29 protein-coding genes and 3 pseudogenes are annotated in these 26,533 nt (G+C 38.6%); 28 read left to right on the top strand and 4 right to left on the bottom strand.

Annotated features, from left to right (window positions below):
• Positions 1-163 precede the first annotated feature (163 nt).
• Both FQ204_RS10160 and FQ204_RS10165 read left to right on the top strand, forming a co-directional pair.
• A complete protein-coding gene (locus FQ204_RS10160) occupies positions 164-2,353 on the top strand; it encodes a PTS transporter subunit IIBC (RefSeq protein WP_144211165.1) in 2,190 nt (729 codons plus the stop codon).
• 16 nt (positions 2,354-2,369) lie between these two features.
• The gene (locus FQ204_RS10165; RefSeq protein WP_144211167.1) at positions 2,370-3,185 is read left to right on the top strand and encodes an endonuclease/exonuclease/phosphatase family protein; all 816 of its coding nucleotides are present in this window, start codon (positions 2,370-2,372) and stop codon (positions 3,183-3,185) included.
• A 46-nt stretch (positions 3,186-3,231) separates the two neighbouring features.
• On the opposite strand, the pseudogene FQ204_RS10170 reads toward FQ204_RS10165, so the two are convergent.
• Positions 3,232-3,825 (bottom strand): annotated as a pseudogene (locus FQ204_RS10170) (hypothetical protein).
• Positions 3,826-3,991: 166 nt separating this feature from the next.
• Here FQ204_RS10170 and nrdR point away from each other — a divergent pair.
• From nrdR to FQ204_RS10240, 14 genes and pseudogenes are all read left to right on the top strand, one after another.
• Complete coding sequence (gene nrdR, locus FQ204_RS10175; protein WP_144211171.1) at positions 3,992-4,465, top strand: transcriptional regulator NrdR; 474 nt, start codon at positions 3,992-3,994, stop codon at positions 4,463-4,465.
• A complete protein-coding gene (locus FQ204_RS10180; RefSeq protein WP_144211173.1) occupies positions 4,466-5,614 on the top strand; it encodes a DNA helicase in 1,149 nt (382 codons plus the stop codon).
• Positions 5,615-6,514 (top strand): primosomal protein DnaI, encoded by a 900-nt coding sequence (gene dnaI, locus FQ204_RS10185; protein WP_144211175.1) that lies wholly within the window; start codon positions 5,615-5,617, stop codon positions 6,512-6,514. It begins immediately after the preceding gene.
• Positions 6,511-7,224, top strand: a pseudogene (locus FQ204_RS10190) (nitroreductase family protein). Before dnaI ends, FQ204_RS10190 begins: the two are co-directional and overlap by 4 nt.
• Before the next feature lie 341 nt (positions 7,225-7,565).
• The gene (der, locus tag FQ204_RS10195) at positions 7,566-8,876 is read left to right on the top strand and encodes a ribosome biogenesis GTPase Der (protein WP_144211177.1); all 1,311 of its coding nucleotides are present in this window, start codon (positions 7,566-7,568) and stop codon (positions 8,874-8,876) included.
• Between the two features lie 87 nt (positions 8,877-8,963).
• Positions 8,964-9,302: a hypothetical protein gene (locus tag FQ204_RS10200; RefSeq protein ID WP_144211179.1), complete on the top strand. Its 339-nt coding sequence runs from the start codon at positions 8,964-8,966 to the stop codon at positions 9,300-9,302.
• Between the two features lie 80 nt (positions 9,303-9,382).
• Entirely contained in the window at positions 9,383-12,493 is a 3,111-nt protein-coding gene (locus FQ204_RS10205; RefSeq protein ID WP_144211181.1) for a DEAD/DEAH box helicase, read from the top strand.
• Positions 12,494-12,534: 41 nt separating this feature from the next.
• Positions 12,535-13,179, top strand: a complete 645-nt coding sequence (locus tag FQ204_RS10210; RefSeq protein ID WP_144211183.1) for a cystathionine gamma-synthase — start codon at positions 12,535-12,537, stop codon at positions 13,177-13,179.
• Between the two features lie 81 nt (positions 13,180-13,260).
• Positions 13,261-14,592, top strand: a complete 1,332-nt coding sequence (gene murC, locus FQ204_RS10215) for a UDP-N-acetylmuramate--L-alanine ligase (RefSeq protein ID WP_144211185.1) — start codon at positions 13,261-13,263, stop codon at positions 14,590-14,592.
• Entirely contained in the window at positions 14,582-15,100 is a 519-nt protein-coding gene (locus FQ204_RS10220; protein ID WP_144211187.1) for a GNAT family N-acetyltransferase, read from the top strand. Before murC ends, FQ204_RS10220 begins: the two co-directional genes overlap by 11 nt.
• 2 nt (positions 15,101-15,102) lie before the next feature.
• Positions 15,103-15,600, top strand: coding sequence for a GNAT family N-acetyltransferase (locus tag FQ204_RS10225; protein ID WP_144211189.1), 498 nt, complete (start codon positions 15,103-15,105; stop codon positions 15,598-15,600).
• A 110-nt stretch (positions 15,601-15,710) separates the two neighbouring features.
• A complete protein-coding gene (mltG, locus tag FQ204_RS10230; RefSeq protein WP_144211191.1) occupies positions 15,711-17,318 on the top strand; it encodes an endolytic transglycosylase MltG in 1,608 nt (535 codons plus the stop codon).
• Between the two features lie 332 nt (positions 17,319-17,650).
• Positions 17,651-18,133, top strand: a complete 483-nt coding sequence (greA, locus tag FQ204_RS10235) for a transcription elongation factor GreA (RefSeq protein ID WP_003029952.1) — start codon at positions 17,651-17,653, stop codon at positions 18,131-18,133.
• 79 nt (positions 18,134-18,212) lie between these two features.
• Positions 18,213-18,678: pseudogene (locus tag FQ204_RS10240) on the top strand (8-oxo-dGTP diphosphatase).
• 570 nt (positions 18,679-19,248) lie between these two features.
• On the opposite strand, the gene FQ204_RS10245 reads toward FQ204_RS10240, so the two are convergent.
• From FQ204_RS10245 to FQ204_RS10255, 3 genes are all read right to left on the bottom strand, one after another.
• On the bottom strand, positions 19,249-20,430 hold the full coding sequence (locus FQ204_RS10245) for a site-specific integrase (protein ID WP_144211192.1): 1,182 nt from the start codon (positions 20,428-20,430) through the stop codon (positions 19,249-19,251).
• A 174-nt stretch (positions 20,431-20,604) separates the two neighbouring features.
• A complete protein-coding gene (locus FQ204_RS10250; RefSeq protein ID WP_144211194.1) occupies positions 20,605-21,231 on the bottom strand; it encodes a hypothetical protein in 627 nt (208 codons plus the stop codon).
• Positions 21,232-21,256: 25 nt separating this feature from the next.
• Entirely contained in the window at positions 21,257-22,027 is a 771-nt protein-coding gene (locus FQ204_RS10255; RefSeq protein ID WP_144211195.1) for a S24 family peptidase, read from the bottom strand.
• Positions 22,028-22,195: 168 nt separating this feature from the next.
• On the opposite strand from FQ204_RS10255, the gene FQ204_RS10260 reads away from it, so the two are divergent.
• From FQ204_RS10260 to FQ204_RS10315, 12 genes are all read left to right on the top strand, one after another.
• Positions 22,196-22,402, top strand: a complete 207-nt coding sequence (locus tag FQ204_RS10260; protein ID WP_024052792.1) for a helix-turn-helix transcriptional regulator — start codon at positions 22,196-22,198, stop codon at positions 22,400-22,402.
• 104 nt (positions 22,403-22,506) lie between these two features.
• A complete protein-coding gene (locus tag FQ204_RS10265; RefSeq protein WP_070836156.1) occupies positions 22,507-22,764 on the top strand; it encodes a hypothetical protein in 258 nt (85 codons plus the stop codon).
• Between the two features lie 39 nt (positions 22,765-22,803).
• Complete coding sequence (locus FQ204_RS10270; RefSeq protein WP_144211197.1) at positions 22,804-23,028, top strand: DUF3310 domain-containing protein; 225 nt, start codon at positions 22,804-22,806, stop codon at positions 23,026-23,028.
• 3 nt (positions 23,029-23,031) lie between these two features.
• The gene (locus FQ204_RS10275; RefSeq protein WP_144211200.1) at positions 23,032-23,262 is read left to right on the top strand and encodes a hypothetical protein; all 231 of its coding nucleotides are present in this window, start codon (positions 23,032-23,034) and stop codon (positions 23,260-23,262) included.
• Positions 23,259-23,972, top strand: coding sequence for a DUF1642 domain-containing protein (locus FQ204_RS10280; RefSeq protein WP_144211202.1), 714 nt, complete (start codon positions 23,259-23,261; stop codon positions 23,970-23,972). The genes FQ204_RS10275 and FQ204_RS10280 overlap by 4 nt, the downstream gene beginning before the upstream one ends.
• Positions 23,956-24,327, top strand: coding sequence for a YopX family protein (locus FQ204_RS10285; protein WP_144211204.1), 372 nt, complete (start codon positions 23,956-23,958; stop codon positions 24,325-24,327). Before FQ204_RS10280 ends, FQ204_RS10285 begins: the two co-directional genes overlap by 17 nt.
• Positions 24,324-24,632: an AC76 family protein gene (locus FQ204_RS10290; protein ID WP_144211206.1), complete on the top strand. Its 309-nt coding sequence runs from the start codon at positions 24,324-24,326 to the stop codon at positions 24,630-24,632. Before FQ204_RS10285 ends, FQ204_RS10290 begins: the two co-directional genes overlap by 4 nt.
• A 21-nt stretch (positions 24,633-24,653) precedes the next feature.
• The gene (locus tag FQ204_RS10295; protein WP_144211208.1) at positions 24,654-24,887 is read left to right on the top strand and encodes a hypothetical protein; all 234 of its coding nucleotides are present in this window, start codon (positions 24,654-24,656) and stop codon (positions 24,885-24,887) included.
• Positions 24,888-25,001: 114 nt separating this feature from the next.
• Complete coding sequence (locus FQ204_RS10300; protein WP_144211210.1) at positions 25,002-25,262, top strand: transcriptional regulator; 261 nt, start codon at positions 25,002-25,004, stop codon at positions 25,260-25,262.
• Between the two features lie 187 nt (positions 25,263-25,449).
• Entirely contained in the window at positions 25,450-25,986 is a 537-nt protein-coding gene (locus FQ204_RS10305; RefSeq protein ID WP_186286715.1) for a DnaD domain-containing protein, read from the top strand.
• A 182-nt stretch (positions 25,987-26,168) separates the two neighbouring features.
• Positions 26,169-26,345 carry a 2-hydroxyacyl-CoA dehydratase gene (locus tag FQ204_RS10310; protein ID WP_144211213.1) on the top strand — a complete coding sequence of 59 codons (177 nt, stop codon included), beginning with the start codon at positions 26,169-26,171 and terminating at the stop codon, positions 26,343-26,345.
• Positions 26,342-26,527: a hypothetical protein gene (locus FQ204_RS10315; protein ID WP_144211215.1), complete on the top strand. Its 186-nt coding sequence runs from the start codon at positions 26,342-26,344 to the stop codon at positions 26,525-26,527. Before FQ204_RS10310 ends, FQ204_RS10315 begins: the two co-directional genes overlap by 4 nt.
• Positions 26,528-26,533: the final 6 nt, after the last annotated feature.

Here is a 26,533-nt window from a genome sequence, read left to right on the forward strand (position 1 = left end):
TATTTCCCTAGTCTATTACAATTTGCAAGCAAGAAATAGGAAAAATTTTTAAAATATTATATAAAAACGCTTTACAAAATAAAAATATATGATATAATTAAAGGGTCAAATAAATGCAAACGTTTTCGTAAAACGTTTGCGGAAATTTTATAAGGAGATATGAATGATGAAAGAGACATTCAAAAACATATTCAGTTTCGAATTTTGGCAAAAATTCGGAAAAGCTCTGATGGTCGTTATCGCAGTAATGCCTGCGGCTGGTTTGATGATCAGTATTGGTAAGTCTATTCCAATGATCAACCCAAATGTAGCTGCTCTTGTTACAACAGGTGGCGTGCTAGAACAAATTGGTTGGGGTGTTATCGGTAACCTTCACATTCTATTTGCACTTGCTATTGGAGGTAGCTGGGCAAAAGAACGTGCTGGCGGTGCTTTTGCAGCTGGTCTGTCATTTATCTTGATTAACCGTATTACTGGGGTTATGTTTGGTGTGACTTCAGATTTATTGGCAAAAGATGGTGCAACTATTCGTACTTTGTTTGGCACTTCAATCAAAGTGGCTGATTATTTTGTAAGTGTACTGGAAGCACCAGCTCTTAACATGGGTGTATTCGTTGGTATTATTGCTGGTTTTGTGGGAGCAACAGCTTACAACAAATATTATAATTTCCGCAAATTACCAGATGCACTCTCATTCTTCAATGGGAAACGTTTTGTACCATTTGTCGTTATTTGGCGCTCAGCTATTGTAGCGATTATTCTTTCAGCTGTTTGGCCAGTTATTCAAACAGGGATTAACTCATTTGGTATCTGGATTGCTAACTCACAAGATACAGCGCCATTCTTGGCACCATTCTTGTATGGTACTTTAGAACGTCTCTTGCTTCCATTTGGTTTGCACCACATGTTGACGATTCCAATGAACTACACTTCAATTGGTGGTACTTATGAAGTATTGACTGGTGCAGCGAAAGGAACACAAGTATTTGGTCAAGACCCACTTTGGTTAGCTTGGGTGACAGACCTTGTAAACTTGAAAGGTTCAGATGCATCTCAATATCAACATCTTTTAAACAGCGTGACTCCAGCTCGTTTCAAAGTTGGACAAATGATTGGTTCATTTGGTATTTTGATGGGTGTTGTATTTGCTATCTATCGTAATGTTGATGCAGATAAAAAGCATAAATACAAAGGGATGATGACTGCAACAGCACTTGCAACATTCTTGACAGGTGTGACAGAACCAATTGAATACATGTTTATGTTTGTTGCAATGCCTCTATACCTAGTATATGCAGTTGTTCAAGGGTTAGCCTTTGCAATGGCTGACGTTGTTCACTTGCGTGTTCACTCATTTGGTTCGATCGAATTCTTGACTCGTACCCCACTTGCAATCAACGCTGGTTTGGGTATGGATATCATTAACTTTATTTGGGTAACGGTTCTCTTTGCAGTTGGAATGTACTTTATTGCCAACTTCATGATTAAGAAATTTAACTACGCAACTCCAGGACGTAACGGAAACTATGAAACTGCTGAAGGTGAAGATAGCGGCTCATCAGCTCAAACTGACGGAAAAGTTGCTGAAGCTTCACAAGCTGTGAATATTATCAATCTTCTTGGTGGCCGTGCTAATATCGTTGATGTAGATGCATGTATGACACGTCTCCGTGTAACTGTTAAAGATGCTGATAAAGTCGGTACAGAAGAGCAATGGAAAGCTGAAGGAGCAATGGGCTTGGTGATGAAAGGCCAAGGCGTTCAAGCGATTTATGGTCCGAAAGCGGATGTTCTTAAATCTGACATTCAAGACTTACTTGACTCAGGTGAAGTGATTCCTGAAACTCTTCCAAGTCAAATGACAGCTTCACAAGCTGCGGAAGTGAGCTACAAAGGTGTAACAGAAGAAGTTGAAACAGTTGCTGACGGTGAAGTCATTGCTATCTCTGATGTGAAAGATCCTGTCTTCTCACAAAAAATGATGGGTGACGGATTTGCAGTTGAACCTGAAAATGGCAATATCTACTCACCAGTATCAGGTACTATTACAAGTATTTTCCCTACAAAACACGCTCTTGGTCTCTTGACTGATAATGGTCTTGAAGTGCTTGTTCATATCGGACTTGATACAGTCAGTCTTGAAGGTAAACCATTTGAAGTACATGTTGCAGAAGGTCAAAAAGTAGTAGCAGGTGATCTTCTTGTGACAGCTGATTTAGAAGCTATCAAAGCAGCAGGTCGTGAAACTTCAACAGTTGTTGTCTTCACAAATGCACAAGCTATTAAATCTGTAACGGTTGAAACATTCGGCAAAGTAGCAGCGAAAACGGTTGTTGCCAAAGTAGAATTGTAAATAGAAAAGAGAAATCATGGCAAAATTCCTGACTTTAAATACTCATAGTTGGATGGAAGATGAGCAAGAAAAAAAGCTAGATCAACTAGCTGAGCGGATTCTTCAAGAAAAATATGATGTCATTTGCCTGCAGGAAGTCAATCAAGAAATGGAGTCTGAACAGGTTGTTCAGGCTCCATTTTATCATGCGGTAGATGGCGCCATTGCGATTCATAAAGACCACTTTGCACATTTTCTTGTGGAGAGATTGGTAGAGAAAGGTCTTATTTATCATTGGTCTTGGGCTTATAATCATATTGGTTTTGATCGGTTTCATGAGGGAGTTGCTATTTTATCCTTAAAGCCGTTGAAACCAAGTGAGTTATTGGTTTCAGATGCCAACGATCCAACGGATTATCACACTAGAAAAGTCCTCTTAGCAGAAACAGAAGTAGATGGACGGCTTGTAACAGTGGCTTCCTGTCATCTTTCTTGGTGGGACAAAGGCTTCCAAGAAGAATGGGGACAAGTAGAAAAAGAATTGTTGCAACGCGAGATGCCTCTAGTATTGATGGGGGATTTTAACAATCCTGTTGGTTATGAAGGCTATCAGCACATTCTAAAAAGTCCACTTGCTTTGCAAGACAGTCATGCCGTCGCCACTACAGTCGTTGGCACCGCAACAGTTGAAGGCGATATTGCTGGCTGGGCGGGAAATAAAGATGCTCTGAAAATTGATTATATTTTTACAAGTAAAGATTTCAATATTGAAAAATCTACTGTTGTTTTTGATGGCAAAACAACACCTGTCGTTAGTGACCATTTTGGGTTAGAAGCAGAAGTTGCATTTTAACAATCAAAAACGGAAAGTTCAAGATAAAACTTTCCGTTTTTGATTGTCATTCTTTAGAGGTGTGGCGTTTTCCAGCATTGATAGCATCAGCCTCGGTCATGGTGACTACTCTGTCAAACCGTGTATTTCGTGGCATATTATCTGTGCTGTACCAATAAACATCAGCAGTTCCGTTACGAGCTACATAAACGGTTCGTTCCTGTTGTTGAGCGTCTTGTACTGCAGTAGCCTCTTATTGTTGCTGCGCTTGAGCGGCAGCTGCTTCTTCTTGTTTTCGTTTTTCTTCTGCTTGTCTAGCTATTTCTTGTTCTTTTGCTTCTTTTTCTTGCTTAGCCTTTTCGACTTTCTGTTTTTCTTCTTCTGCGGCTTTTTCCTTCTTTGCCTGTTCCTCTTTTTTACCTAGAGCAATATATTGCTCGTTTTCTTTTTTGTAGGAGTCAAACTCACTTTTTAATGTTTTGTACTCTTTTTCTGCTTCTTCATTGCTTTTTGTTAATTTTTGAATCTGTACTTTATATTCTTTCTCATCTTTGTGCTGGTTTCCCGTGATAGAAAACGATCCCAATAAAAGAACAGCTAGCGTTAGAATAGCAATATTCTTTTTGTCTTTAAAAAAGGCAACAGAAAAAAATCTTTTCATCATAATTCTCCTTAGTGTGATAACGTTTACAATTTATTATATAAAATTTCCTGCAAGAAGTAAATAGGGTAATAGGTTATTATATATTTTTGTAAAGCGGTTCTTATCTTTTGTTATTTTTTAAAACATGGTATAATGAAGTATTAAGAATTCAGGAGGAAAGCAGATGCGTTGTCCTAAGTGTGGTGGTAGTAAATCAAGTGTTATTGACAGTCGGCAAGCCGAAGATGGCAATACAATTCGTCGTCGTCGTGAGTGTGATGAATGTCAGTATCGCTTTACGACTTATGAACGTGTAGAAGAACGGACACTTGTTGTCGTAAAAAAAGATGGCACGCGGGAACAATTTTCAAGAGATAAGATCTTTAATGGAATCATTCGTTCAGCGCAAAAACGTCCTGTTTCTAGTGATGAGATTGAGGAAATTGTCAGCAGAATTGAGCAAAAAGTGCGCAGCAGCAATGAAAACGAGATCGCAAGTGAGTATATCGGTGGTTTAGTAATGGAAGAGTTAGCTGAGTTAGATGAGATTACCTATGTTCGTTTTGCTAGTGTGTATCGTAGTTTTAAAGATGTGAGCGAGCTGGAAAACCTCTTGAAGCAGATTACAAAAACAGCTAAAAAGAAAAAGGAACAATAAATGAAACCGAATGATCAATTTTCTTTTATGAAAAATAATCTGATCAGTCAGGACAGTACAAATTTGATTCGTCTGTATTTGCCAATTTTAGGGCTTGATGCGACTTCTATCTATCAATATTTTCTCGCTTTTTGGGACAATGAAAAATCATCTTATACTTTTGGACACATTTTGAATCATCTCAATCTGGGAATGAATGCCTTGCAAAAAAGTTTAGAAATGTTGTCTGCTATGCAGTTAGTAGAGCTTTATTATGCAGAGAATCATTTTCAGGTCTATTTGCGGCCCACACTGTCTCCAAGTGAATTTTTAAGCAATCCTGTTTACAGACGCCTGCTAGAAAAGAAGATTGGTGAAGCTGCGGTAGAGGTTTTGTTGCCTAGTCAACCAAGAGGTGAGAAGCAAAATGTAAAGCTGTCAGAGATTTTTCAAGTGGAAGATGCAAAGGCAGAGCCGCAATCAAAACAGAATCATTTTGAATTGGATTACTTTAAACAATTGATGGCGCGAGAAAACTTACGTTTTGAAAATGAAAAAGAAGATTTGCTGGTACTCTTTGCCATTGCGGAGCAAAAAAATTGGACTTGGTATGAAACCTATTTGTTAGCTAAAGAAACGGCTGTCGGTCATGTGATTTCAACCAAGAGAATGAAGCAAAAATTAAATCAAAAGCCTGCTGCAAGCGGATTTTCTAATGCTGAACAAACGATTATTCGAGAGGCTAAGAGTAAGTCAGCTCTGCAGTTTTTGGCAGAAATCAAAAAAACCAAGCATGCGACAATCACACGAGGAGAACGTCAGTGTTTGCAAGAATTGGCAAATTTGGGACTGTTAGATGAAGTAATCAATGTGATTTTGCTGTTGACTTTTAACAAAGTGGATTCGGCTAATCTCAATGAAAAATACGCTTTGAAAGTAGCAAATGACTTTTCATATCAAGAAGTGACATCAGCAGAAGAAGCAGTTTTGCGGATTCGTGAGCGAAATCAACAACCAAGCAAAAAAGCAAATCAAACAACTACTTCAAAGAGCAATGTTCCCGACTGGAGCAATCCTGACTATAAGAATGAAACAAGTGCTGAAAAGCAGGCTGAACTAGAGGAGCAAAAAAGAAAACTTTTAGCGAAATTGGACCAAGGAGGTGACTAGATGGAGAGTGTTGGACAAACGATGGCGCATAGGAACCAAGCTCGTCAATTTGACTATGAAGAGTTGGTGAAACAAATCGTCGCCGATCCAGATGTGGCGGCTTTTATCCAGTCTGAGCGATTAACACCAGCTGAAATCAAACGAAGCATTTCTAAGTTTAATCAGTATATTTCTGAACGCAATCGATTCTTGCTAGGTGATAAAGCGTATATTGCCAAAGGCTATAAGCCGATTTTGGTGAAGAATGAGGGTTATGCGGATGTTTCTTATGAAGAAACTCCAGAATTAGTTGAAGCGCAGAAACAAGCAACTATCAATGCACGGTTAAACTTGATTAGTCTTCCTGCTAGTCTCAAGGAAGCTAGTTTGGCAAAAGTGGATTTGGACGATGTTGGTCGTTACAAGGCTTTTGAGTTGCTGACGAATTTTGTGGCAGATTATCCAAACTACAAAAAAGCCATTTATCTTTACGGTGATTTTGGCGTAGGAAAAAGTTACATGATGGCGGCCTTGGCACATGATTTGTCGGAAAAACGTAGTGTTTCTACAACGTTACTTCATTATCCTAGTTTTGTTTTGGATGTAAAGAATGCCATTTCTTCCGGTTTGGTTAAGGAAAAGATTGATGAAGTAAAAGTAGCGCAAGTATTGATTTTGGATGATATTGGTGCGGAGCAATCAAGTCCGTGGATGCGAGATGAGATTTTGCAGGTTATTTTGCAGCACCGGATGCAGGAAAATTTGCCAACTTTCTTTACATCAAATTTTAATTTTGTAGATTTGGAACGGCATTTTGCGACGTCCAAAAATGGAGATGAAACTTGGCAGGCTCGTCGGGTTATGGAAAGAATAAAATTCTTAGCAGAGGAAGTTCGTCTGGAAGGAGAAAATCGCCGATGAATGAAACGATTGATTTGATGAAAAAACATACTTCTGTTCGTCGTTTTACAGAGGAGCAGATTTCAGATGAGGGTTTGAAGGCGATTATTGATGCTGGTCGAGCAGCCTCTAGTTGGAAGAATTTCTAATCTTATTCGATTATCGTTGTTCGTAGTCAGGAAAAGAAAGCAGCTTTGTTTGATTTGGTGCCTCAGGAGGCTATTCGTCAGTCGTCTGTTTTTCTTCTTTTTATCGGAGACCTCAATCGAGCTGAGAAAGGTGTGCGACTTCACACAGATACCTTTTACCCACAAGGAGTGGAGAATCTTCTGATTAGTTCTGTTGATGCTAGTCTGGTCGCGCAGAATACTCTTTTGGCGGCTGAAAGTCTGGGATATGGCGGGGTCATTATTGGCTTGATTCGCTATGCTTCTAGGGAAATAGCAGAGCTGTTTAATTTACCAGATTATACTTATCCTATTTTTGGAATGGCTTTGGGAAAGCCAGCTCAGCACCATGCTGTGAAACCACGCTTACCATATGAAGCAGTTGTTTTTGAGGAAGATTATCAAGAGCAGGATGCATCTGTTATTCAGACTTATGATCAGATTCAGGCAGACTATGCTGGGAAGCGTGCAACAGATACGTGGAGCGAGCGGTTGACGAATCAATTTGCTCAAAAGCCCAATCCTGCTAGCCAGAATCTATTACAAGATAAGAAATTATTATAAAGTAAAGGAAGTGAGACCAAAATCGGTCATTTCGAAGCAATTCGATTTTGTTGGTTCACCCCGTGTACAGCTCGAAAGGTTTGGGGAATCTTTCAAAGTTGGAAATAGTCAAGTAAAACTTGACGTCAAAAGAGTTGTAAAAGCTGATTTATCAGCACATTAGACCCCACTTAGCAGTGATTGATCGGCACTAAGGTGCTAATCAATTGTGCATGGGAAATTCTAAATTGACTAAAGTCAACAGAGTTTCTCCAAACCACTGCGTCCTGTAATTATAACTACATAAACAAGTGAAGCTGAGCGCTTTTACCCCAGCTTCTTAGAAGAGAAAGAGGAACACTATGGCTCTACCAACTATTGCCATTGTCGGCCGTCCCAATGTCGGCAAATCAACACTTTTTAATCGGATTGCCGGGGAACGTATTTCGATTGTTGAGGATGTTGAAGGAGTAACTAGGGATCGTATTTATGCGACGGCTGAGTGGCTGAATCGCAAGTTTAGCATGATTGATACAGGCGGGATTGATGATGTGGATGCGCCTTTTATGGAGCAAATCAAGCACCAAGCAGAGATTGCTATGGAGGAAGCAGATGTCATCGTTTTTGTGGTGTCTGGAAAAGAAGGCATTACAGATGCGGATGAATACGTGGCTCGTATGCTCTACAAAACTCATAAGCCGATTATTTTAGCGGTCAATAAAGTAGATAACCCAGAGATGCGCAGTGAAATTTTTGATTTTTATGCGCTTGGCTTGGGCGACCCTTACCCCATTTCTTCCGTTCATGGAATTGGTACAGGGGATGTCCTAGATGCCATTGTTGAAAATCTACCGAATGAGGAAGTGGCTGAAAGTCCTGATATGATTAAATTTAGCCTCATCGGTCGTCCCAATGTTGGAAAATCCAGTCTAATCAATGCGATTTTAGGAGAAGATCGCGTGATTGCTAGTCCTGTTGCTGGAACCACTCGTGATGCTATCGATACGGTTTTTACGGACGATGAGGGACAAGAATTTACCATGATTGACACAGCAGGCATGCGCAAGTCAGGCAAGGTCTATGAAAATACAGAGAAGTATTCTGTTATGCGAGCTATGCGAGCTATTGACCGCTCTGATGTGGTGCTTATGGTGCTCAATGCTGAAGAGGGCATTCGCGAGTATGACAAGCGCATTGCTGGTTTTGCTCATGAAGCCGGCAAAGGCATCATTATCGTTGTTAACAAGTGGGATACACTGGAAAAAGATAACAAGACCATGCAAAATTGGGAAGCAGATATTCGCGACCAATTTCAGTATCTCTCTTATGCACCGATTGTCTTTGTATCGGCTCTGACCAAGCAGCGTTTGCATAAGCTTCCAGAGATGATTAAAAATATTAGTCAAAGTCAAAACACCCGCATACCGTCTGCAGTACTCAATGATGTTATCATGGATGCTATTGCGATCAATCCAACACCGACCGACAAAGGCAAACGGCTGAAAATCTTCTATGCGACACAAGTTGCGACCAAACCACCAACCTTTGTCATCTTTGTCAATGAAGAAGAACTCATGCACTTTTCATATCTCCGTTTCTTAGAAAATCAAATCCGCAAGGCTTTCGTATTTGAAGGAACACCAATTCATCTCATTGCCAGAAAACGGAAATAAGGCAGAGCTAGCTAAACAAGGATGAACATAAAAATAACAGGAACAGAACAAGGTGATTAGTTTAATACGCCTATATGAGAAAGAAATATGAATTGGACAAATATTGCTAGGGCGGTGCTCATTGGAATTGCAAGTTCAGCTTATGTAACTATTCATTACGATGATAAAAAGTATAAACCCTTTGGTTTTCGCTATTGGTTGTCACTCTTTAGTTTGATTGTTGTAGGAGTTGCACATCTTTTCTTGGCTGCTATAACATTGGGAATCCTTTGGTTGATGATAACAAAATTCTCTCTATTTTTACTGGGAATTTGGTTCTTTTTAGTGTTCTTAGTAATAGGCAATACAATATTGCTGGTCGGTTTTATTAAAGTTTTGATTGCGCGCACCAAATGCTATAAAAAGCTTAACGAGGATATTTTCTAAAAGAAAGCAAGAAATAGCTTGCTTTTTTTCTTTATACTGAAAATATGATATAATGGATAGATAAAATAAAGGTGGTATTTATGGCAAAATTGATTCCTGGGAAGATTCGGACGGAAGGGATAGCCCTTTACGAAGCAGGGAAAATTGAAATTCTTAAATTGAAAGATCAGATGATTTACAGTCGAGTTGAAAATCACAATCTGCGATATAGTTTGGATGACGAAGCCATTTTTTGCGCCTGTGATTTTTTTCAAAAAAAGAAATACTGTGCTCATCTAGCAGGCTTAGAATATTTTCTTAAAAATGACCCTGAAGGAAAAGTCGTTTTGACCAATCTGGAAGAGGAGCAAACAACTTCAGAAGAAACTCAAACGAAAGTTTCTTTTGGCAGTCTCTTCTTGGATAAAATCCTCCTGACAGAAGATACAGCCGTTCGCTATGAACTGTCTGCGGTCGGGCAAGAAGATGATTATACAGGACAATTTTTGTGGACCTTGCGCATCAGTCGTTTACCAGATGAGCGCTCCTATGTTGTTCGAGACATTCGTGCTTTTTTAAAAATTGTTGAAAAAGGCGATTATTATCAAATCGGCAAGCACTATTATGAAAAATTGCAATTGGCTGCTTTTGATGAAGCCAGCCAAGAGGTGATTCAGTTTTTACGAGGACTTGTTTCTTATCAGCAAGATCAAGATGCTTTTTTTATCTTTCCAAATGCTGCTAGACATCTTTATTTTCCGTCTAGTCTGTTTGAAGAAGGCGTGAACCGGCTTATGAATTTGCCACATTTCCGCTTGGAATACAGTCTTTATGACTATAACGAAGTCTTTTTTCAAGATTTGCATGCCGAAGTAGGAATTTATGATTTTACAGTAGAGGAAAATTCGGATTATTTTGAGCTTACCATTATAGAGCAAAATTATAAAATCCTATACGCTGGTGACTTTATTTTTTATGGGGATCATTTCTATCAACTGACGGAGCAGCAAAAGCGAATCATTCAGGTGATTCGAGAATTGCCTGTGGATACCGATCGCAAAAAACGCCTTCAATTTGATACAAGCGATCAAGCCAAACTGGCTTCAGGATTATTAGAATTTGGCAAAGTCGGTTCCATTCATGCACCAGAAAATTTAGTAATTCATACGTTTATTCCGCTGTTTGATTTCGAGTTGTTGGATACTCAGGAAATTCGTCTCAAAATCCAGTTTGACTATGGAAATCGTGTTGTGGATACTCGTTTTAAGTTGGAAGAACTACCATTTGCCAGCGATTTCCAGTTAGAACAAAAGGTTTTTCAACAAGCTCTATCTGCTGGTTTTGAAGCAGATTTCACAAGCACCTGTCCGCCGTTGCAACCGCAAGAGATTTATTCATTTTTCACGTCCATTCTCCCTCGTTTTAGACGCTTGGGAAAGGTATCTGTAGCAGAAAACTTGATAGCCTTGTACCAAGTTGAAAGACCGGCAGTTTCGATTCAGACAAATGGTGGCTTGTTGGACATCGGGTTTGATTTTACAAGTATTGACCAGACAGAAGTAGACGATGCGTTAGAAGCTCTTTTTTCGGCCAATGATTATTTCATCAGTCAATCTGGCAAGGTGCTCGTTTTTGATGAAGAAACAAAAAGAGTCAGCAAAACCTTACAAGATTTACGAGTTAAAAAAAGAAAAGACGGCATTTTCCAAACGCAGCGGATTGCTGCTTATCAGCTATCTGAATTATTTAAAAATCAAGAAAAAGTGAGCTTTTCAGAGGAATTTCGCCATTTAGCCTTTGACCTGACGCATCCAGAGGAATTTGCACTGCCGGCGTTAAAAGTGGCAGCAACTTTGCGTGATTACCAAGAAACTGGTGTCAAATGGATGTCTATGCTTCATCATTATGGATTTGGTGGTATTTTAGCAGATGATATGGGGTTGGGAAAAACACTTCAAACCATTGCTTTTTTAAGTAGTCAACTAAAAAAAGAGACCAACGTTTTGATTTTGGCTCCGTCTAGTTTGATTTACAATTGGCTGGATGAGTTTGCAAAATTTGCGCCAGAAATGGATGTAGCGGTCATTTATGGACTAAAACCAGTCAGAGATAACTTGATTGCAGAAGGTCATCAGGTGATGATTACAAGCTATGCTTCTTTCCGTCAAGATGTTGAAGAATATAGCCAATTGAATTTTGATTATCTCTTTTTAGATGAAGCGCAGGTCATGAAAAATGCGCAGACCAAGATAGCTCATCATTTACGAAATTTTGAGGTCGAAAATACCTTTGCTCTTTCTGGAACACCGATTGAAAATAACCTCGGCGAGTTATGGTCTATTTTTCAAATTGTTTTGCCAGGATTATTACCTAGCAAAAAGAACTTTTTGAAACTGCCTGCAGAAACTGTTGCTCGTTTTATCAAACCATTTGTCATGCGGCGGAAGAAAGAAGATGTCTTGCAAGAATTGCCAGATCTCATCGAAGTGTCTTATCGCAATGAGCTGGCAGATAGTCAAAAAGCTATCTACTTAGCGCAGTTAAAACAAATGCAGGAGCGCGTGCTGACTTCTACAGAGGAAGAACTCAATCGTAGCAAAATGGAAATTTTATCTGGCTTAATGCGTTTACGCCAAATCTGTGATACTCCAGCGCTCTTTATGGAGAATTATCATGGAGAGAGCGGCAAACTAGAAAGCCTGCTAGAGCTGCTAGAACAGATTCAAGTAGGAAATCATCGTGTGCTCATCTTTTCTCAATTCCGAGGTATGCTAGACATTATCGAAAAAGAATTGAAAAAGATGAAAATGAAGACGTTTAAAATTACAGGCTCCACACCAGCAAAAGATCGTCAAGAGATGACAAATGCTTTTAATAGTGGGGAAGGAGATGCCTTTTTAATCTCCCTAAAAGCTGGTGGTGTTGGCTTGAACCTGACAGGTGCAGATACCGTTATTCTAGTTGACCTTTGGTGGAATCCGGCAGTGGAGTCTCAGGCAATTGGTCGAGCTCACCGTATGGGACAAGAAAGAAATGTAGAAGTTTATCGCCTGATTACGCGAGGCACAATTGAAGAGAAAATTCAAGAATTGCAAGAAAGCAAGCGCCATCTCGTGTCAACTATCCTAGACGGAACAGAATCTCGCAGCAGTCTATCTGTTGCTGAAATACGAGAAATTCTAGGAATTTCTACAGAAACACTTGAAAAATAGCACCAATAGTTTATAATGAAGTGTTGAAAGGAAATGTGCTAATGAAAGAAAAAACTTTTCCGTTGATTTCTGATGATGAAATCATGCTATCAGAAATGCCGCGTATGAATCTTTACGATGAAAGCGATCTTATCAGTAATATAAATGGTGACTATGTCGATAAAAATTATTTAGAATGGGAACCAATTGTAAGAAAAATTGCAGATAGCCAAGTAAAAGAAGAAAAAACAGGAGCTTACCAAACAACTTCAAATGTGCAGTCTGCTGAATCCATAAAACCTGCTTCAAAAAGTTATGCAGAATTGGCTAGAGAAGAAGCCAGAGCAGATTTGAAAAAGAAACGCTCGGCAGCTTATTTGACGTCAGATTTTACATCTAAAAAACGTTCTTATCCTGCCGTTGCTAATGCTAGCACAGCTATTTCACATAAACCAACAGCCTTTTTTCAGAAGGAAAGTGCAAGTGAGCTGGCAAAATATAGTCGGAATTTAAAACAGGACCATTATATTTTGGCAGACATCAAAGCAAACACTTCATTGAATCAGCCAAATGAAGCACCGAAAAAATCTAAGAATAATTATGACTTTTTAAAGACAAGTCAAATTTACAACAAAAAAGAATTGCAAAGCCAAAGAGAACATCGGATAGCGCAAGAACTAAATTTAACACGGTTGGAAGAAAGATAATCGAACGTTGACAAGAGCCAAATATTTTTGTGTGAACTTGGTTTCACCAAATTGAACGCTCTTAGCATTTAAGGAGAAATTATGACAAAAACCTATCATTTTATCGGGATTAAAGGCTCTGGAATGAGCGCTTTAGCATTGATGCTACATCAAATGGGACATCACGTTCAAGGAAGCGATGTGGAGAAATACTATTTTACACAACGCGGCTTAGAGCAAGCAGGGATTAAAATCCTTCCTTTTGACGAAAAAAATCTTCAAGCAGATGTAGAAGTCATTGCAGGAAATGCTTTCCGTCCGGATAATAATATTGAAATTGCCTATGCTGATGCAAATGGAATTGCTTATAAGCGCTACCATGAATTCCTTGGAACTTTCATGCGTGATTTTGTCAGTATGGGAGTGGCAGGGGCACATGGAAAGACATCAACGACGGGCATGTTAGCACACGTTTTATCAAATATTACGGATACTAGCTATCTGATTGGTGACGGTACGGGGCGTGGCTCTGCAAATGCGAAGTATTTTGCGTTTGAAGCCGATGAATACGAACGTCACTTTATGCCTTATCATCCTGAATATTCGATTATTACGAATATTGACTTTGACCACCCAGATTATTTCACGAGTTTGGAAGATGTTTTCAATGCCTTTAATGACTATGCGAAGCAAGTTAGCAAAGGGGTGTTTGTTTACGGTGAAGACAAGGAATTGCGTCGCGTTACAGCTAATGCTCCTATTTATTATTATGGTTTCAAGGAAGGGAATGACTTTATCGCTCATGATTTACTTCGTTCTACGACGGGTTCTAGCTTTAAAGTTTCTTTCCGTGGGCAAGAATTAGGAGAATTTAAGATTCCTAGCTTTGGTCGCCACAATATCATGAATGCAACAGCAGTCATTGGTCTTTTGTATACAGCTGGATTTGATTTAAATTTAGTTCGGGAACATTTAGTCACTTTTGGTGGTGTGAAACGTCGCTTCACAGAAAAAATGGTTAATGGAACGACGATTATTGATGATTTTGCGCATCATCCAACTGAAATTATTGCGACGTTGGATGCAGCTCGTCAGAAATATCCAAGCAAGGAAATTGTGGCGATTTTCCAACCACATACCTTTACCAGAACCATTGCACTTCTGGACGAATTTGCCGAAGCCTTGAACCAAGCCGATGCCGTTTATTTGGCGCAAATCTATGGTTCTGCGCGTGAAGTGGACCACGGAGATGTCAAAGTAGAAGATTTGGCAGCGAAGATTGTGAAAAAAGCAGAAGTCATTACCGTTGATAACGTTTCGCCATTGCTAGAACACTCAAATGCCGTTTACGTTTTCATGGGGGCTGGTGATATTCAAACTTATGAATATTCTTTTGAACGCCTATTATCCAATTTGACAAGCAATGTCCAGTAATCTAATACCTCAAGTCACCATTCGGGAAGCTGTTTTGGAAGATTTGGAAGCAATTAGGGTTATTGAACAGGCGAATTTTTCCACAGAAGTAGCCGGTGCAGAAACGATCCAAAAATGGATTGAATGTGTTCCGAATACATGCTTAATAGCAGAATTAAATGAAAAAATAGCTGTCTACCTTGTAGGGTCAGCCGTTTTTTCACGTCGTTTGGCAAATGCTACATCAGATAAATCAGAAAAACGGCAGCAAGATTCTGATTTTATGACGATTCAGCGATTATCTATCCATCCAGATTTTAAAGGGCAAGGGCTGGGAACTTTGCTTTTAGCTGCTTGCAAAGAAATAACTGTCGCACAAAATCAAAAAGGTCTTCAGCTGGTTTGTTCGGATGAGTTGATTTCTTACTACGAAATGAATGCCTTCATAAATGAGGGGATTTCTGAAAAAATTTATAATAATACTGTTTTATATGAACTTGTTTGGGATAATCCATATTTTAAGGAGTAAAAATGAACATTAGACAAGCAAATTTAGCAGATTTGGATGCCATTACAGCTATTGAGTTGGAGAATTTTGGACCAGAGGAAGCCTTGAGTCGAGAGATTTTAGAAGCTCATATTCAAAAGCTAACAACTAGTTTCTTAGTCGCTGAACGAGACGGTCAGATTTTAGGCTACCTAGAGGGACCTGTTCGCCCTGAGCGCCATTTAATAGATCAGTCCTTTACTTCAGAAGTTGAAGACCATAGTCATTTACCACATCATTATATTTCGTTGACCAGTTTATCCATTTCTAAAGGTGCGCAAAATATGGGGCTCGGTCGTAGCTTGTTGAATGCAATGAAAGAGATTGCTATTCGAGACCAGCGCTTGGGAATCAACTTAACTTGTCATGATTATTTAGTCGGCTATTATGAAAAGCATGGCTTTATCAATGAGGGACTGTCTCAATCTACTTATGCAGATGAAATTTGGTATGATATGGTTTGGAAAACTCCGAGTAACTGAGAAAAGTATTGGTTATTTCGTAGAAAGCCTGAAAGAAAGGCTTTATCTTATTGCTTTTCTTTACCTTTTAAGATATAATATTAGGGATATTGAACAAGGAGGTCAATTATTTGGCTGAAGATTCACAAGAAAAAGCATGGCTGAGTTTTAAAGAGCAGATTTTGCGCGACTTGGCTAAAGCAAAGGGAACTGAACAATCAACCCCTGTAGAAGAATCTAATGATGTACACGAAAAATTGGGGCTGTCTCAATCTACACTTTCTTCTATGCAGGAAGAAGAGAAAACGCCTGTTTCTGAAGTGGACATACCACAAGTGCAAAAAGAAGAAAATAGCGAGCCAGAACCAGCTCCATTAGAAAGTCCCCTTCCAACCATTGAGCAAATAGAAGCCGAAGCAGCAGCTAGGGAAGAAGAAAAAGAGTTTAATACTCATACGACGAAAGTCCCTGTTTCATACCCAACCGATCAGGCTGTTGAAGAAACCAAAGCTCCAAAAGAATTGGTTCAACCTGCAGTTTACGGGACAGAGCAAGATACAAAGAAGCTTTCCCGTTCAAATCGGGCTTCTCAGATAGTCACTACTAAAAAGCGTCAAAACAAAATCGCAGGAAAAATTGTTAAAACTGTGTTGATTTTGCTACTTTTAGGAGTTGGACTAACTGGTTTCTTTGCTTATCGCTATGTTACCTCAGCTTTACAACCAGTTGATGCGAAAAATACAAAGTATGTGACGGTTAAGATTCCGACTGGATCAAGCACTAAAGAAATTGGAACGGTCCTGGAAAAAGCTGGTTTGATCAAAAATGCTCAGATTTTTAGCTATTATGCCAAATTTAACAATTATGCAGATTTCCAATCAGGTTATTACAACCTGCAAAAGAGCATGAATTTGGATACAATTGCTAAAAAGCTACAGCAAGGTGGAACGGATACTCCGCAAGATCCATCAATGGAAAAACTAACCATTCCAGAAGGATACACGATTGATCAAATTGCAAAAACGATTGCGAAGTTGAAGAAAAAGAAATTGTCTTCAGATGATTTCTTAAAGAAAGTGCAAGATGATAATTTTATCACTCAGGAAGCTGCAAAATATCCAAATTTATTAGCTAATTTAGCTAAAAAAGAGAGTGGTGTTAAGTATCGCTTAGAAGGCTATCTTTTCCCTGCTACTTACAATGTGACCGATAGCACAACTGCTGAAAATCTTATTGACCAAATGTTAGCAGCAATGGATAAAACCATGTCGCAATATTATGATGTTTTAGCAGCGAAGAATTTGACTGTTCACGATGTTTTGACAATTGCGTCCTTGGTCGAAAAAGAGGGTTCAACAGATCAAGATCGAAAGAACATTGCAAGTGTCTTTTACAATCGTTTAAATCAAAACATGCCTTTGCAAAGTAATATTGCAATTCTGTATGCTCAAGGAAAACTTGGTCAAAAAATAACCTTAGCAGAAGATGCTGCGATTGATACCAATATTGATTCGCCTTACAATGTCTATAAAAATACTGGTTTAATGCCTGGCCCTGTAGACAATCCAAGCCTTTCTGCTATTGAAGCGACTGTTAATCCAGCCAAAACGGATTATCTTTACTTTGTAGCTAATACAGAAACAGGAAATGTTTATTTCGCAAATACCTATGAAGAACATGAAAAAAATGTTCAAGAACATGTCAATAGTAAATTGACACAATCAAGTAGTTCAAATTAAAGAAGCGGGCCAAAATCGTAACTTTTAGAACTCGATTTTGTTTCACTTCTGAGCAATGATGCCTAGGTCAAAAAATGCGTTTGTAGCAACCCTTTTAGACTAGACGAAGATTGCCTCTTGCAAAGCAAGCGTGTGATATTAAAAAGAGGCTGGGACGAAAGTCTCCAGCTTCAAAGTATATAGTATAATAAACCAAGAACGCAGTAGCTGGTTGCTCAACAGTCTCCCAGACTGTTGAGCAACCCTGCGGGGGTGAGACTAGGAACTAAAATTTTCAAGATGAGTTCTGTCCCACTCCCTCTTTATTTTAAAAATAGAAAGAAGAAAAAATAATGGCAGAAAAAACTTATCCTATGACCCTTGAAGAAAAGGAAAAACTTGAAAAAGAATTAGAAGAACTAAAATTAGTTCGTCGTCCAGAAGTGGTAGAACGTATTAAAATTGCTCGCTCTTATGGAGACTTATCAGAAAATAGTGAGTATGAAGCAGCCAAAGATGAGCAGGCATTTGTTGAAGGACAAATATCAAGTCTGGAAACCAAGATTCGTTATGCTGAAATTGTAAATAGCGATGCGGTAGCGCAAGATGAAGTTGCTATCGGTAAGACCGTTACAATTCAAGAAGTTGGTGAAACGGACGAAGAAGTCTATATGATTGTAGGTGCAGCAGGAGCAGATGCCTTTGCTGGAAAAGTTTCGAATGAAAGTCCTATTGGACAAGCTCTAATTGGCAAGAAAACAGGCGATACAGCTACAGTTGAAACACCTGTGGGCAGTTATGATGTAAAAATCCTAAAAGTCGAAAAAACGGCATAATTAAAAATAAGTAAGATGAGCCCCCGTGATTGTGATAGTACCACGGGGGTTGTCTCTGCAAAATATAGAGGAGAGAAATATGGCTCGTAAGTCTCAAGTGATTTTAACCAATATGTGTCTGATTGAAGATGATCAGAATCGCATTGTCATGCAGATTCGCGACCCCAAGATGTATTCTTGGTCAGGAGCAGCTTTACCTGGCGGACATATAGAAGAAAAAGAGAGCCTCCACCAAGCAGTCGTGCGTGAAATTTATGAAGAAACGGGACTAACAATCCATCATCCTAGACTGGTTGGTATGAAACATTGGTACACGGCAGAAGGCATTCGTTATCTGGTCTTTCTTTATCGCACAAATGAATTTTCAGGACATCTTCGCTCATCAGAAGAAGGTGAAGTTAGGTGGGTGGCGCGTGAAGAGTTGGACACTCTCGAATTGGCTTATGATTTAAAAAATTTGCTACGTATTTTTTGATGACAAATCATTGTCAGAATTGTTTTATAATGAACGCTTAGAAAATGATTTTGTCCGCGAATTTTGGTAATTTTATTTAAATGAGGGCGTTCTATTTATTCAGGCTGGGGTTTGAATAGGTAGGGTGTTCTTTTATATTTGCAAAAAATGTTTTATTGCTCAACTAAATAAAATATTTCTAACAAAATAACCTTACAAAATTGAGAAAAATCCCAAATTATGTCCCTATGTTTCTGATATAATAAAAGCATAGCAAAAATCACTACTATTGAAATTTATAGATTAAGGATTAGTTATAGTGTTATTCTCATTCAGATTAATAGAACTTCATGACCGACTTAGTAAAGGCGGATTATTAAATAAATCGAAGATATTACTAGAGTTTGGAATTGATTCTAAAACATTCCAAAGAGATATTGATAAACTCAGACTTTATTATTCAGAAAAAGGTCTAGGCGACATTAAATATGATCGTAAAAATAACTGTTACAGAGTAGAATCAAGACCATACCAGTTCTCAAAGAAAGAAATTTTTGCTTTATGAAAAAATATGATATAATTATATCGTTGACGGTCTGAATATATCGCTCTTTGACAGGTGATATATTCTTTTTTTTGTTCCTTGAAAAACGGTAAAAGACTATAAAATGTGTAGGTTGGTCGGGGAGTTGCGGGGTGAAACTTGAGCGATAAAAGCGTCTGAGACTTGAGCTGAAAGCTCATCGTGAATCTGATTGTATTTATCTGTCATGTACATCTTTGTATGTCCTAAAGACTGACTAAGAGCTTCCATAGGCACGCCTGCGATAATGCTTTGAGTTGTGAAGAAATGCCGTAGCATATGCGGAGAAATGCGGAAGCCCACTACACTATTGACTTTCTCAAACTCTTTATTAAGTTTATTAGGGTTAATAAGTTTCCCTTTTTGGTCAATGCTTATATAGTCCCATTCGACTTCTTTAATAATATTGAGTTTCTTTTTAATATTTTCTGCATTGGTCATTAAATGCAGGAGTAATTCTGTACCCGTATCATCAAGTGTTACCCAACGTTCAGAGCTTTTTGTTTTGAGACCGTGTCGACCGCTTTGGGTATGATTGCCACGGCTGTCTTGCAAGTGTAGAACGGCGCGTCCGTTGACGTTTATGCTGACATCGCAATGCCTTAACCCGAAAATTTCCCCTCGTCGTAAACCAAAGATTGCCAAGTAGGTTAGACAGAAGAAGGTTTTATCCATTGTTTTTGCAGCTTCCTGTAGCCAAATTTGAAACTGATCTAATGTAATTCTTTTGTTTTTCTTTGCAATCAAACTATCTCCGATATATATCCCGTTTAGTCTGTTAGCTAAGATGTTGCCGTTCATAACTGCGTCATTAAGCATTGTCATAAAACAGGAATGAATAATTCTCACACTTGCTTTAGGTCTAACTTTTAGCAAACTAGCAATATGTTTCTCATATTCATTGCGAGATAAATTTTTCAATTTTGTCTTGCCCCAGAATGGGAGTACGTGGAGTTTAAACGTACTTTTATAATAAACTTCGGTATTAGGTGTCCATCTACCACTTTCTACTCTTTTTTCGTAGAATTTTTTCCAATATTCTTCAACGGTAATATTAGGATTGATAGCAATAGTCTGTTCATCAATACTCTTTTCAATCTTAGCAAGCTCTGCGCGTGCTTCGGATATGGTTTTCATTCCGCTTTTGGTAATTTCTTTCTTTTTACCCTGAAACACAAAAGAGCGCCTGATGTAATAGCGTTTCCCTTTGTTTGTTTCGTAAGTATAGATATTTGGATATTTGCTTTTTATGTATTTCATTTTATATACTCCTTTCTTAAAAAAGCGACTTCTGGACAAGGTCTTTTCGAAAGGATGTTGGCACCACCTCCTTTATATGTTATAATAGAGTACAAGAAAACGCTCCACAATCAGGAGTTGTTTTCGTATGGCATACCCCACACTCGCGCCGGCTAAGTTTGAGTGTGGGTTTTTTTATTTGCCGTAGCTGTTTACGGTGTAACGATGGGCATACATCAACGGCAAAGTTATTTCTTTTCCGAGTGTACTTTCATATGATGTCAGCCCTTTCGCCAAGCCATAAAATGTTACATTATCATTTTCTGCAATAACATCTTTATACATATAGCTACTAATCTCAATCATTACAACTTTGTCGTAATCATCATCTATTGCTACACGAAGATAATAAGAACTATCACGTTTCATATTTTGCAACACTTTCCCGGTGATTTGCACTTTTTTGCTTTGTTCAAGTTGATCGTGATTCCACGCACCAAAATCAGGAACTTCATAGTCATTAGGATTGAATGCTTGTTCGCTAGACGAACTATAACTAGTCTCTGAAGTAGAAGATTCTTCAGAAGATGAAATGTCAGATTCTTCAGCAGAAGAGTTTTCGCTGGTTTGCAAAGAAGAATCTGATGTTCTCGCTTCGTATGTATAATTAGCTATTAGTACAAAAAACAATATGGAAGTAATGAACATACTTAAAATGCTTGGCCATTTAAAAGAATTGAATTTTTTAAAAAAGCTTAATATAAAAAAGACTAACGAAACCCCGAAAAGCAAAAGGGTTAAAGAAATAATAAAATCCTGCATTTCATATTCCCTACTAAAACGTTATTTATTTTTCCATTGGCATGAAATTGCCAATTACCTTTCCAATAATTCGTGGTTCTTCTTCCCACTTAGCAAACTTGTCATCGTATTTATCATTTAACGAGACGAGTCTTAGACCGTCTTTTTCTTTGTAGACTTTCTTGATGTAGCTTTGTCCGTCCCAATCAACAGCGTAGACAGCACCATCATAGTCCCATCCAGTTTCTTTGATAAGAGCAACAGAACCATTAAGGAATTTAGGCTCCATTGAATCACCATAGACCCAGCTTGCAAAATCGTGAGGGATGTCTTTATTAAAATAAACCACATCATAATTTCTATCTTCTAAATACTCGTAACCGTCTCCAGCTGATAATTTCTCATATACTTTATATTCAATATCCGGTTCTTGTATTTCTTTATGTATAGAAATGGCTTTAGGAATATATCCTTCCTGTTCCTGCTCAGCTAGTTGCCCTTGCGTAAAATTCAGGACCTTCTCTTGGCGAGGTTTTTCTAATTTTATAAGTTTATCATTAATATCTTTGATTATTCTAGAGGCGTTTGAAACAGAAAGCGTTTCTTTATTTTCTATTAAATCTGACTTTTGTACTCCAAAATAATTTGCAAGCAGTTCTATTTTGCCAATTCTAGGATAAGTAATTCCCTTTAGCCAATCTCTAACTGTAGTGTATTTTAAACCTAAATCGGAGCAAAGAGTATTCCTATCAATATCTTTTTTATTCATATAATAAGCTAGATTATTTGCAAAAATTTCTTTATTTTGTGAGTTCATATAACCACCTCCTTACATTATATATATTACGCTAAAAACGCAAAAAAGTAAAGAAAAAAAATAAAAAAATGCGTAAAAAACGCAAAAAAGTCTTGACATTGCGGTAAAACCGCAGTATAATGTAATTGAGCCTAGGCAATAAGCCAATAAAAAAGAGGGGGTGGTAAAATGCAGAAAATGACCTTAAAAACATTGAGAGCATCTAAAAATTGGCGTCAAAGTGATGCTGCAAAAGCGTTAGGTGTGTCTGTTGATACTTGGGGGCATTGGGAACGAGGCGACACAGAACCGAGTGTTTCTAGGGCGTATCAGATTGCAAGTGTTTTCGGAATATCTGTTGACGATATTATTTTTTTACCAGATATTGCGGTTTAAACGCAATATAAAAAGAGAGTAATACAGCAAAAAAAGCGACTACAGAAATAGTCGCTCACAAATAATAACTAATTAGATTATAGCAAAGAAAGGAATGAAGTTCAATGGGCGAAATAGAAGCGTCCATCGTTAAATGGATAAAGGACTTAGTCACGGATGTATTCAACCGATTATTAGCTGTTGAATTACATAATGACGGATTCCGAGAACTAATGAACCAAGAAGAGACGTGTCGTTTTTTGGGCATTAGCGCAGATACCTTTAGAGATAACTATCGTTATCTTGACGGTTTTCCAAAAGAACTTCCAGCCAAGCGCTGGTCAAAACGTGCCATTAAAGAATGGCTTAAAAATCAAATATAAAGACTTCTGGACAAGGTCAATAAAAAAGGAAAAGCAAAAATGCAAACAGACAACATAAACAAACCCAGCCACTATCAAGGCGCGCACGGTCTCGAAGCAATTGACGTAGTGCGGAACTTTGCGGGTGGTTTAAATGCCGAACAAGGTTTTTACTGGGGTAATATGATTAAATACGTCCTACGATTCCAAAAGAAAAACGGAGTTGAAGACTTAAAGAAAGCCAAAAAGAATCTTGAATGGCTGATAGAAAGCATAGGAGGATAACCGATGCAAAACTACGAACAGAGACGCCTCATTATGAACTGGGAGCGCGACCATTACAGATTGGGAACAAAATACAAAAACAAACTTGCTAAGCGGCCAGTGGAAGAAGTTAAGCTGGAATTAGCCAATTTGACACGAGAATGGGATGGCGTGACGTTTTCGGTCGTGCCAAAAGGCGCGATGAAGGTTGAGGGCGATAAAGTGACGATATTTAAAAAAGGAGAAGCCAAATGAAATACAAATTAGGCGATGAAGTGTATTTAAAGGGGGTAATTACAAGCATAAATTTTTGTGCTGAAATTAAGTGTCTCTATGAAGTTAAAACGGCAGATGAATTCGTTACGGCGGCAGAACGACATCTTGAACCTATCAATAAAGAAGAAGCGCCGCTCTGCCTGCGGAACGTACTAGCACGACTGCGCGGATTGCCAGAACATGATAGAGAAGTTTGGCTAAAAAATATCATGGATGAGTTTGAGTTAGATTTTAGCCATGCAAAATGGCGTGAGGGTTACGAACAAGGCAAGTTTGATGGGGCGGTAGAAGCCGAAAAGTCAAACAAAGTAGTCATTCCGCAATTTGTGGCGGATATCATCGAGGAATACAAAGACAAAGGCGCCCCTATCATCGATATCTTTACAGAAAAGTACTCGAACGAAGAGTACAACACATGGCTAGTAAATGAGCTAAATGCCTATGACAGGGCCGCTCGAGCATGGCTGGATGGCTATGATGTGAAGCAGGAGAATCGGTACGTAGTAACAGACGGAAACCACCTTTATTTTAAAGAATGCCAAGAAAACGTAGAAATCGTTATACTCGCCGACGAAATGTCGGGTACTATGAATTATGTCAAAAAGTTCGACAGCAAAGATGAAGCACAGAAAGTTGCTGACGTTTTAGGGTGGAAAGTGCAGGAGGTGCAAAATGAATCCAAAATTTAGGGCGTGGTTGCCAATTTCGAAATGGATGTGCGAAGTGACGGTTATTGATTATGACCTGCGAAGTGTTGATATTTGCAGGATTGGAGACGTTGAACATTATACAGAGATGACTGTTAGCAAAGACGAGGTCATCCTCGTGCAATCAACAGGGCTAAAAGATAAAAACAGCGTGGAAATTTTCGAGGGAGATATTTTAAAATATGATTCGGAATCTGGAAAAGTTGTATATGACCCTGACAGGACAATGTGGCGTGTTTATGGTAAAGACTTTGACGATGCACTTTCTGATTGGTGGATAGGAAGAGTTATAGGCAACATCTACGAAAATCCGGAACTGATGGAGGGCAACGCATGACCCTAAAAGATAGAGTTGAGAATCTAGAAGCGCTGCATACTGTCCAAAAACGCGGCCTAGCAAATACGCAGCTATGGCTTGTGTTTGTAAGTTTTATCATGTTTTTGCTTATCGTTGGAATGATAGCAGGTTACGGGAAACAGCAAGCCCAAATCAAAGACCTGCAAACAGAGCTAGAGCGTGTGACAGACGAGCAGAAGCACGTTAACCAAAGGCAGGATGTGATGATTAACAAGTTTAATCAGATGTACTACGAGTATCAGCATAAAAAAATAACAGGTAAGGATAATTTCCCGGGAGGATAGCAATGTTAGAGGAACTTGAAAATGAATGAAATTTTAGGAGCAGTCTTCATGCTTGCGCTATTCTTTTTCATCGGCGCATTTGTCAATCATTTAGATTGGCGCAAAGAACGCAAGAAATTAGAGCAACAGGCGCGAGAAGATGAACGCATAGAACTTGAAGCTATGTATGTAGTCTGTGCAATCGAGCACGACCGCAGAGAACGAGCGCGCAAATTAGCAGAGGCTCGGAAGAAAAGTCCGGGTTGGCAGTATTAGAGGGAGGTACGTAGATAATGCAGAAGATATTTCAGAAATCCGTACGATAAATACACAGCAATAAATAACGATTTTATTCAGGACAAGGAATTATCGTGGGAAGCGCGTGGATTGTTGCTCTATATTTTAAGCAAGCCTGATGATTGGAACATTTATTTGGACGAGCTGATAAAGAATTCTAGTAGTCCTCCCAACCGTACAAAAACGGCATTTAAAGAGCTGATAGAAGCGGGATATATCTACCGCACACGTTGTTCTATGGGTTATAAAAAGTTCAAGTGGTTTAAGTTTGCAAGTGATAAAAAAATGAACCCGCAAACAAAATCCGCTTTTGACAAGCAAGTAAAAGATGAATTGCTATCAAGCGAAACATAAATTCATAACATAATTTTTCATCGAATGAATTTTCATCGAATGAATTTTCATCGAATGAAGAACTTGCGATATACAAAGTACTGACTATACAAAGTACGGACGGAAAAAATACTAAAATAAAAAAATACTGAATGACAAAGCCGGTGGTGGCTACGTCGATTATATTTATATTATAGGGGAGGTAAAATTGGAATTATCAGACCTAATAAAACGATTCGAACAAAATTTCGGTAGATTGTTATCACCTATTGAGATTCAGCAAATAACAGATTGGCTAACCGTAGATAAATTTGAAATAGAAGTCTTGGAATATGCCCTTAATGAATGCGTACTGAACAATGCTAGAACCTTAAAGTATTTCAACAGCATTATGAAAAGATGTGCTGACAATGGTATCAAGACTTTAGAAGCGATACAGTTACACGAAGCCAACCGCAATCGTAAAAAGCAAGACCAAAACGGGAATGTTCCTGCATGGTCAAACGAGCACTCGGAACACGAGCAAAAAGAAAAAATCCCAGTTGCTGAAAACATGGAATTATACGACTGTTTTAAGGACTGGTTCGCAGAGAAGTTTAATATGCAGCTAACGCTAGAACAATATCAGAAATTCGCAGCAATCTGCGATAAAGACCCGGAACGGCAATTTAATCCATTCCAAATGTGCGCGCGGATTCTGAATAAACCGCTCGAAATAATCGTGAATAGATTTTTCACAAAATAAAACAGCAAGGAAAAAGAAAACATGTTTGAACCGATAGACGGAATTTGCTTTCGGTGCCACAACGACATCTATAAGCAGAATCCATACACACAGACTGCAGGCTATAATCCAAACGACAAAAGCAAAGGTTGGCACACTAGCTGCCCGCATTGCCACGCTAGCTTTGTAGATTAGGTGAGCAGATGAACAAAGACTTACAAGCAGAGATTGATAATTGGCGCGCTGACTATTTACATCTTGGTCGTGAGATGGGCGAAATCGTCAACGAGCAACAAGACAAGATTATATCACTCAGTCAGGAAAACAAACGGCTGAAACGTGAGATTTGGAATTTAAGAAAGACAAAGAGGAGAAAATGAAAAAACGTCTTTATTTCAAGAAATGGAAACAAGAGCTCAGAGAGGAAATGAGAGCAGAAATTGATGACGAGCACCTAACTGAAAAAATGGTTAGAAAAATGAGCATTGACGACATGCTATACCACTTCCAAAAGATAGCTCTAGAAGAAGCGGGATACTGCGGAACAATGTATTCTGATTGATACAGA

Source organism: Streptococcus constellatus, assembly GCF_902167705.1.
Classification (GTDB): Bacteria; Bacillota; Bacilli; order Lactobacillales; family Streptococcaceae; genus Streptococcus; species Streptococcus constellatus_A.

Coding starts and splice junctions, on each gene's coding strand:
- FQ204_RS10220 (WP_144211187.1), top strand. CDS start 14,582: ATGTCCAGTAATCTAATACCTCAAGTCACCATTCGGGAAGCTGTTTTG.
- FQ204_RS10280 (WP_144211202.1), top strand. CDS start 23,259: ATGAAATACAAATTAGGCGATGAAGTGTATTTAAAGGGGGTAATTACA.
- FQ204_RS10310 (WP_144211213.1), top strand. CDS start 26,169: ATGAACAAAGACTTACAAGCAGAGATTGATAATTGGCGCGCTGACTAT.
- FQ204_RS10265 (WP_070836156.1), top strand. CDS start 22,507: ATGGGCGAAATAGAAGCGTCCATCGTTAAATGGATAAAGGACTTAGTC.
- FQ204_RS10315 (WP_144211215.1), top strand. CDS start 26,342: ATGAAAAAACGTCTTTATTTCAAGAAATGGAAACAAGAGCTCAGAGAG.
- FQ204_RS10165 (WP_144211167.1), top strand. CDS start 2,370: ATGGCAAAATTCCTGACTTTAAATACTCATAGTTGGATGGAAGATGAG.
- FQ204_RS10245 (WP_144211192.1), bottom strand. CDS start 20,430: ATGAAATACATAAAAAGCAAATATCCAAATATCTATACTTACGAAACA.
- dnaI (WP_144211175.1), top strand. CDS start 5,615: ATGGAGAGTGTTGGACAAACGATGGCGCATAGGAACCAAGCTCGTCAA.
- FQ204_RS10270 (WP_144211197.1), top strand. CDS start 22,804: ATGCAAACAGACAACATAAACAAACCCAGCCACTATCAAGGCGCGCAC.
- FQ204_RS10295 (WP_144211208.1), top strand. CDS start 24,654: ATGAATGAAATTTTAGGAGCAGTCTTCATGCTTGCGCTATTCTTTTTC.
- murC (WP_144211185.1), top strand. CDS start 13,261: ATGACAAAAACCTATCATTTTATCGGGATTAAAGGCTCTGGAATGAGC.
- FQ204_RS10200 (WP_144211179.1), top strand. CDS start 8,964: ATGAATTGGACAAATATTGCTAGGGCGGTGCTCATTGGAATTGCAAGT.
- FQ204_RS10275 (WP_144211200.1), top strand. CDS start 23,032: ATGCAAAACTACGAACAGAGACGCCTCATTATGAACTGGGAGCGCGAC.
- FQ204_RS10210 (WP_144211183.1), top strand. CDS start 12,535: ATGAAAGAAAAAACTTTTCCGTTGATTTCTGATGATGAAATCATGCTA.
- FQ204_RS10285 (WP_144211204.1), top strand. CDS start 23,956: ATGAATCCAAAATTTAGGGCGTGGTTGCCAATTTCGAAATGGATGTGC.
- FQ204_RS10180 (WP_144211173.1), top strand. CDS start 4,466: ATGAAACCGAATGATCAATTTTCTTTTATGAAAAATAATCTGATCAGT.
- greA (WP_003029952.1), top strand. CDS start 17,651: ATGGCAGAAAAAACTTATCCTATGACCCTTGAAGAAAAGGAAAAACTT.
- FQ204_RS10255 (WP_144211195.1), bottom strand. CDS start 22,027: ATGAACTCACAAAATAAAGAAATTTTTGCAAATAATCTAGCTTATTAT.
- FQ204_RS10250 (WP_144211194.1), bottom strand. CDS start 21,231: ATGCAGGATTTTATTATTTCTTTAACCCTTTTGCTTTTCGGGGTTTCG.
- FQ204_RS10205 (WP_144211181.1), top strand. CDS start 9,383: ATGGCAAAATTGATTCCTGGGAAGATTCGGACGGAAGGGATAGCCCTT.
- FQ204_RS10160 (WP_144211165.1), top strand. CDS start 164: ATGATGAAAGAGACATTCAAAAACATATTCAGTTTCGAATTTTGGCAA.
- FQ204_RS10225 (WP_144211189.1), top strand. CDS start 15,103: ATGAACATTAGACAAGCAAATTTAGCAGATTTGGATGCCATTACAGCT.
- FQ204_RS10290 (WP_144211206.1), top strand. CDS start 24,324: ATGACCCTAAAAGATAGAGTTGAGAATCTAGAAGCGCTGCATACTGTC.
- FQ204_RS10260 (WP_024052792.1), top strand. CDS start 22,196: ATGCAGAAAATGACCTTAAAAACATTGAGAGCATCTAAAAATTGGCGT.
- der (WP_144211177.1), top strand. CDS start 7,566: ATGGCTCTACCAACTATTGCCATTGTCGGCCGTCCCAATGTCGGCAAA.
- nrdR (WP_144211171.1), top strand. CDS start 3,992: ATGCGTTGTCCTAAGTGTGGTGGTAGTAAATCAAGTGTTATTGACAGT.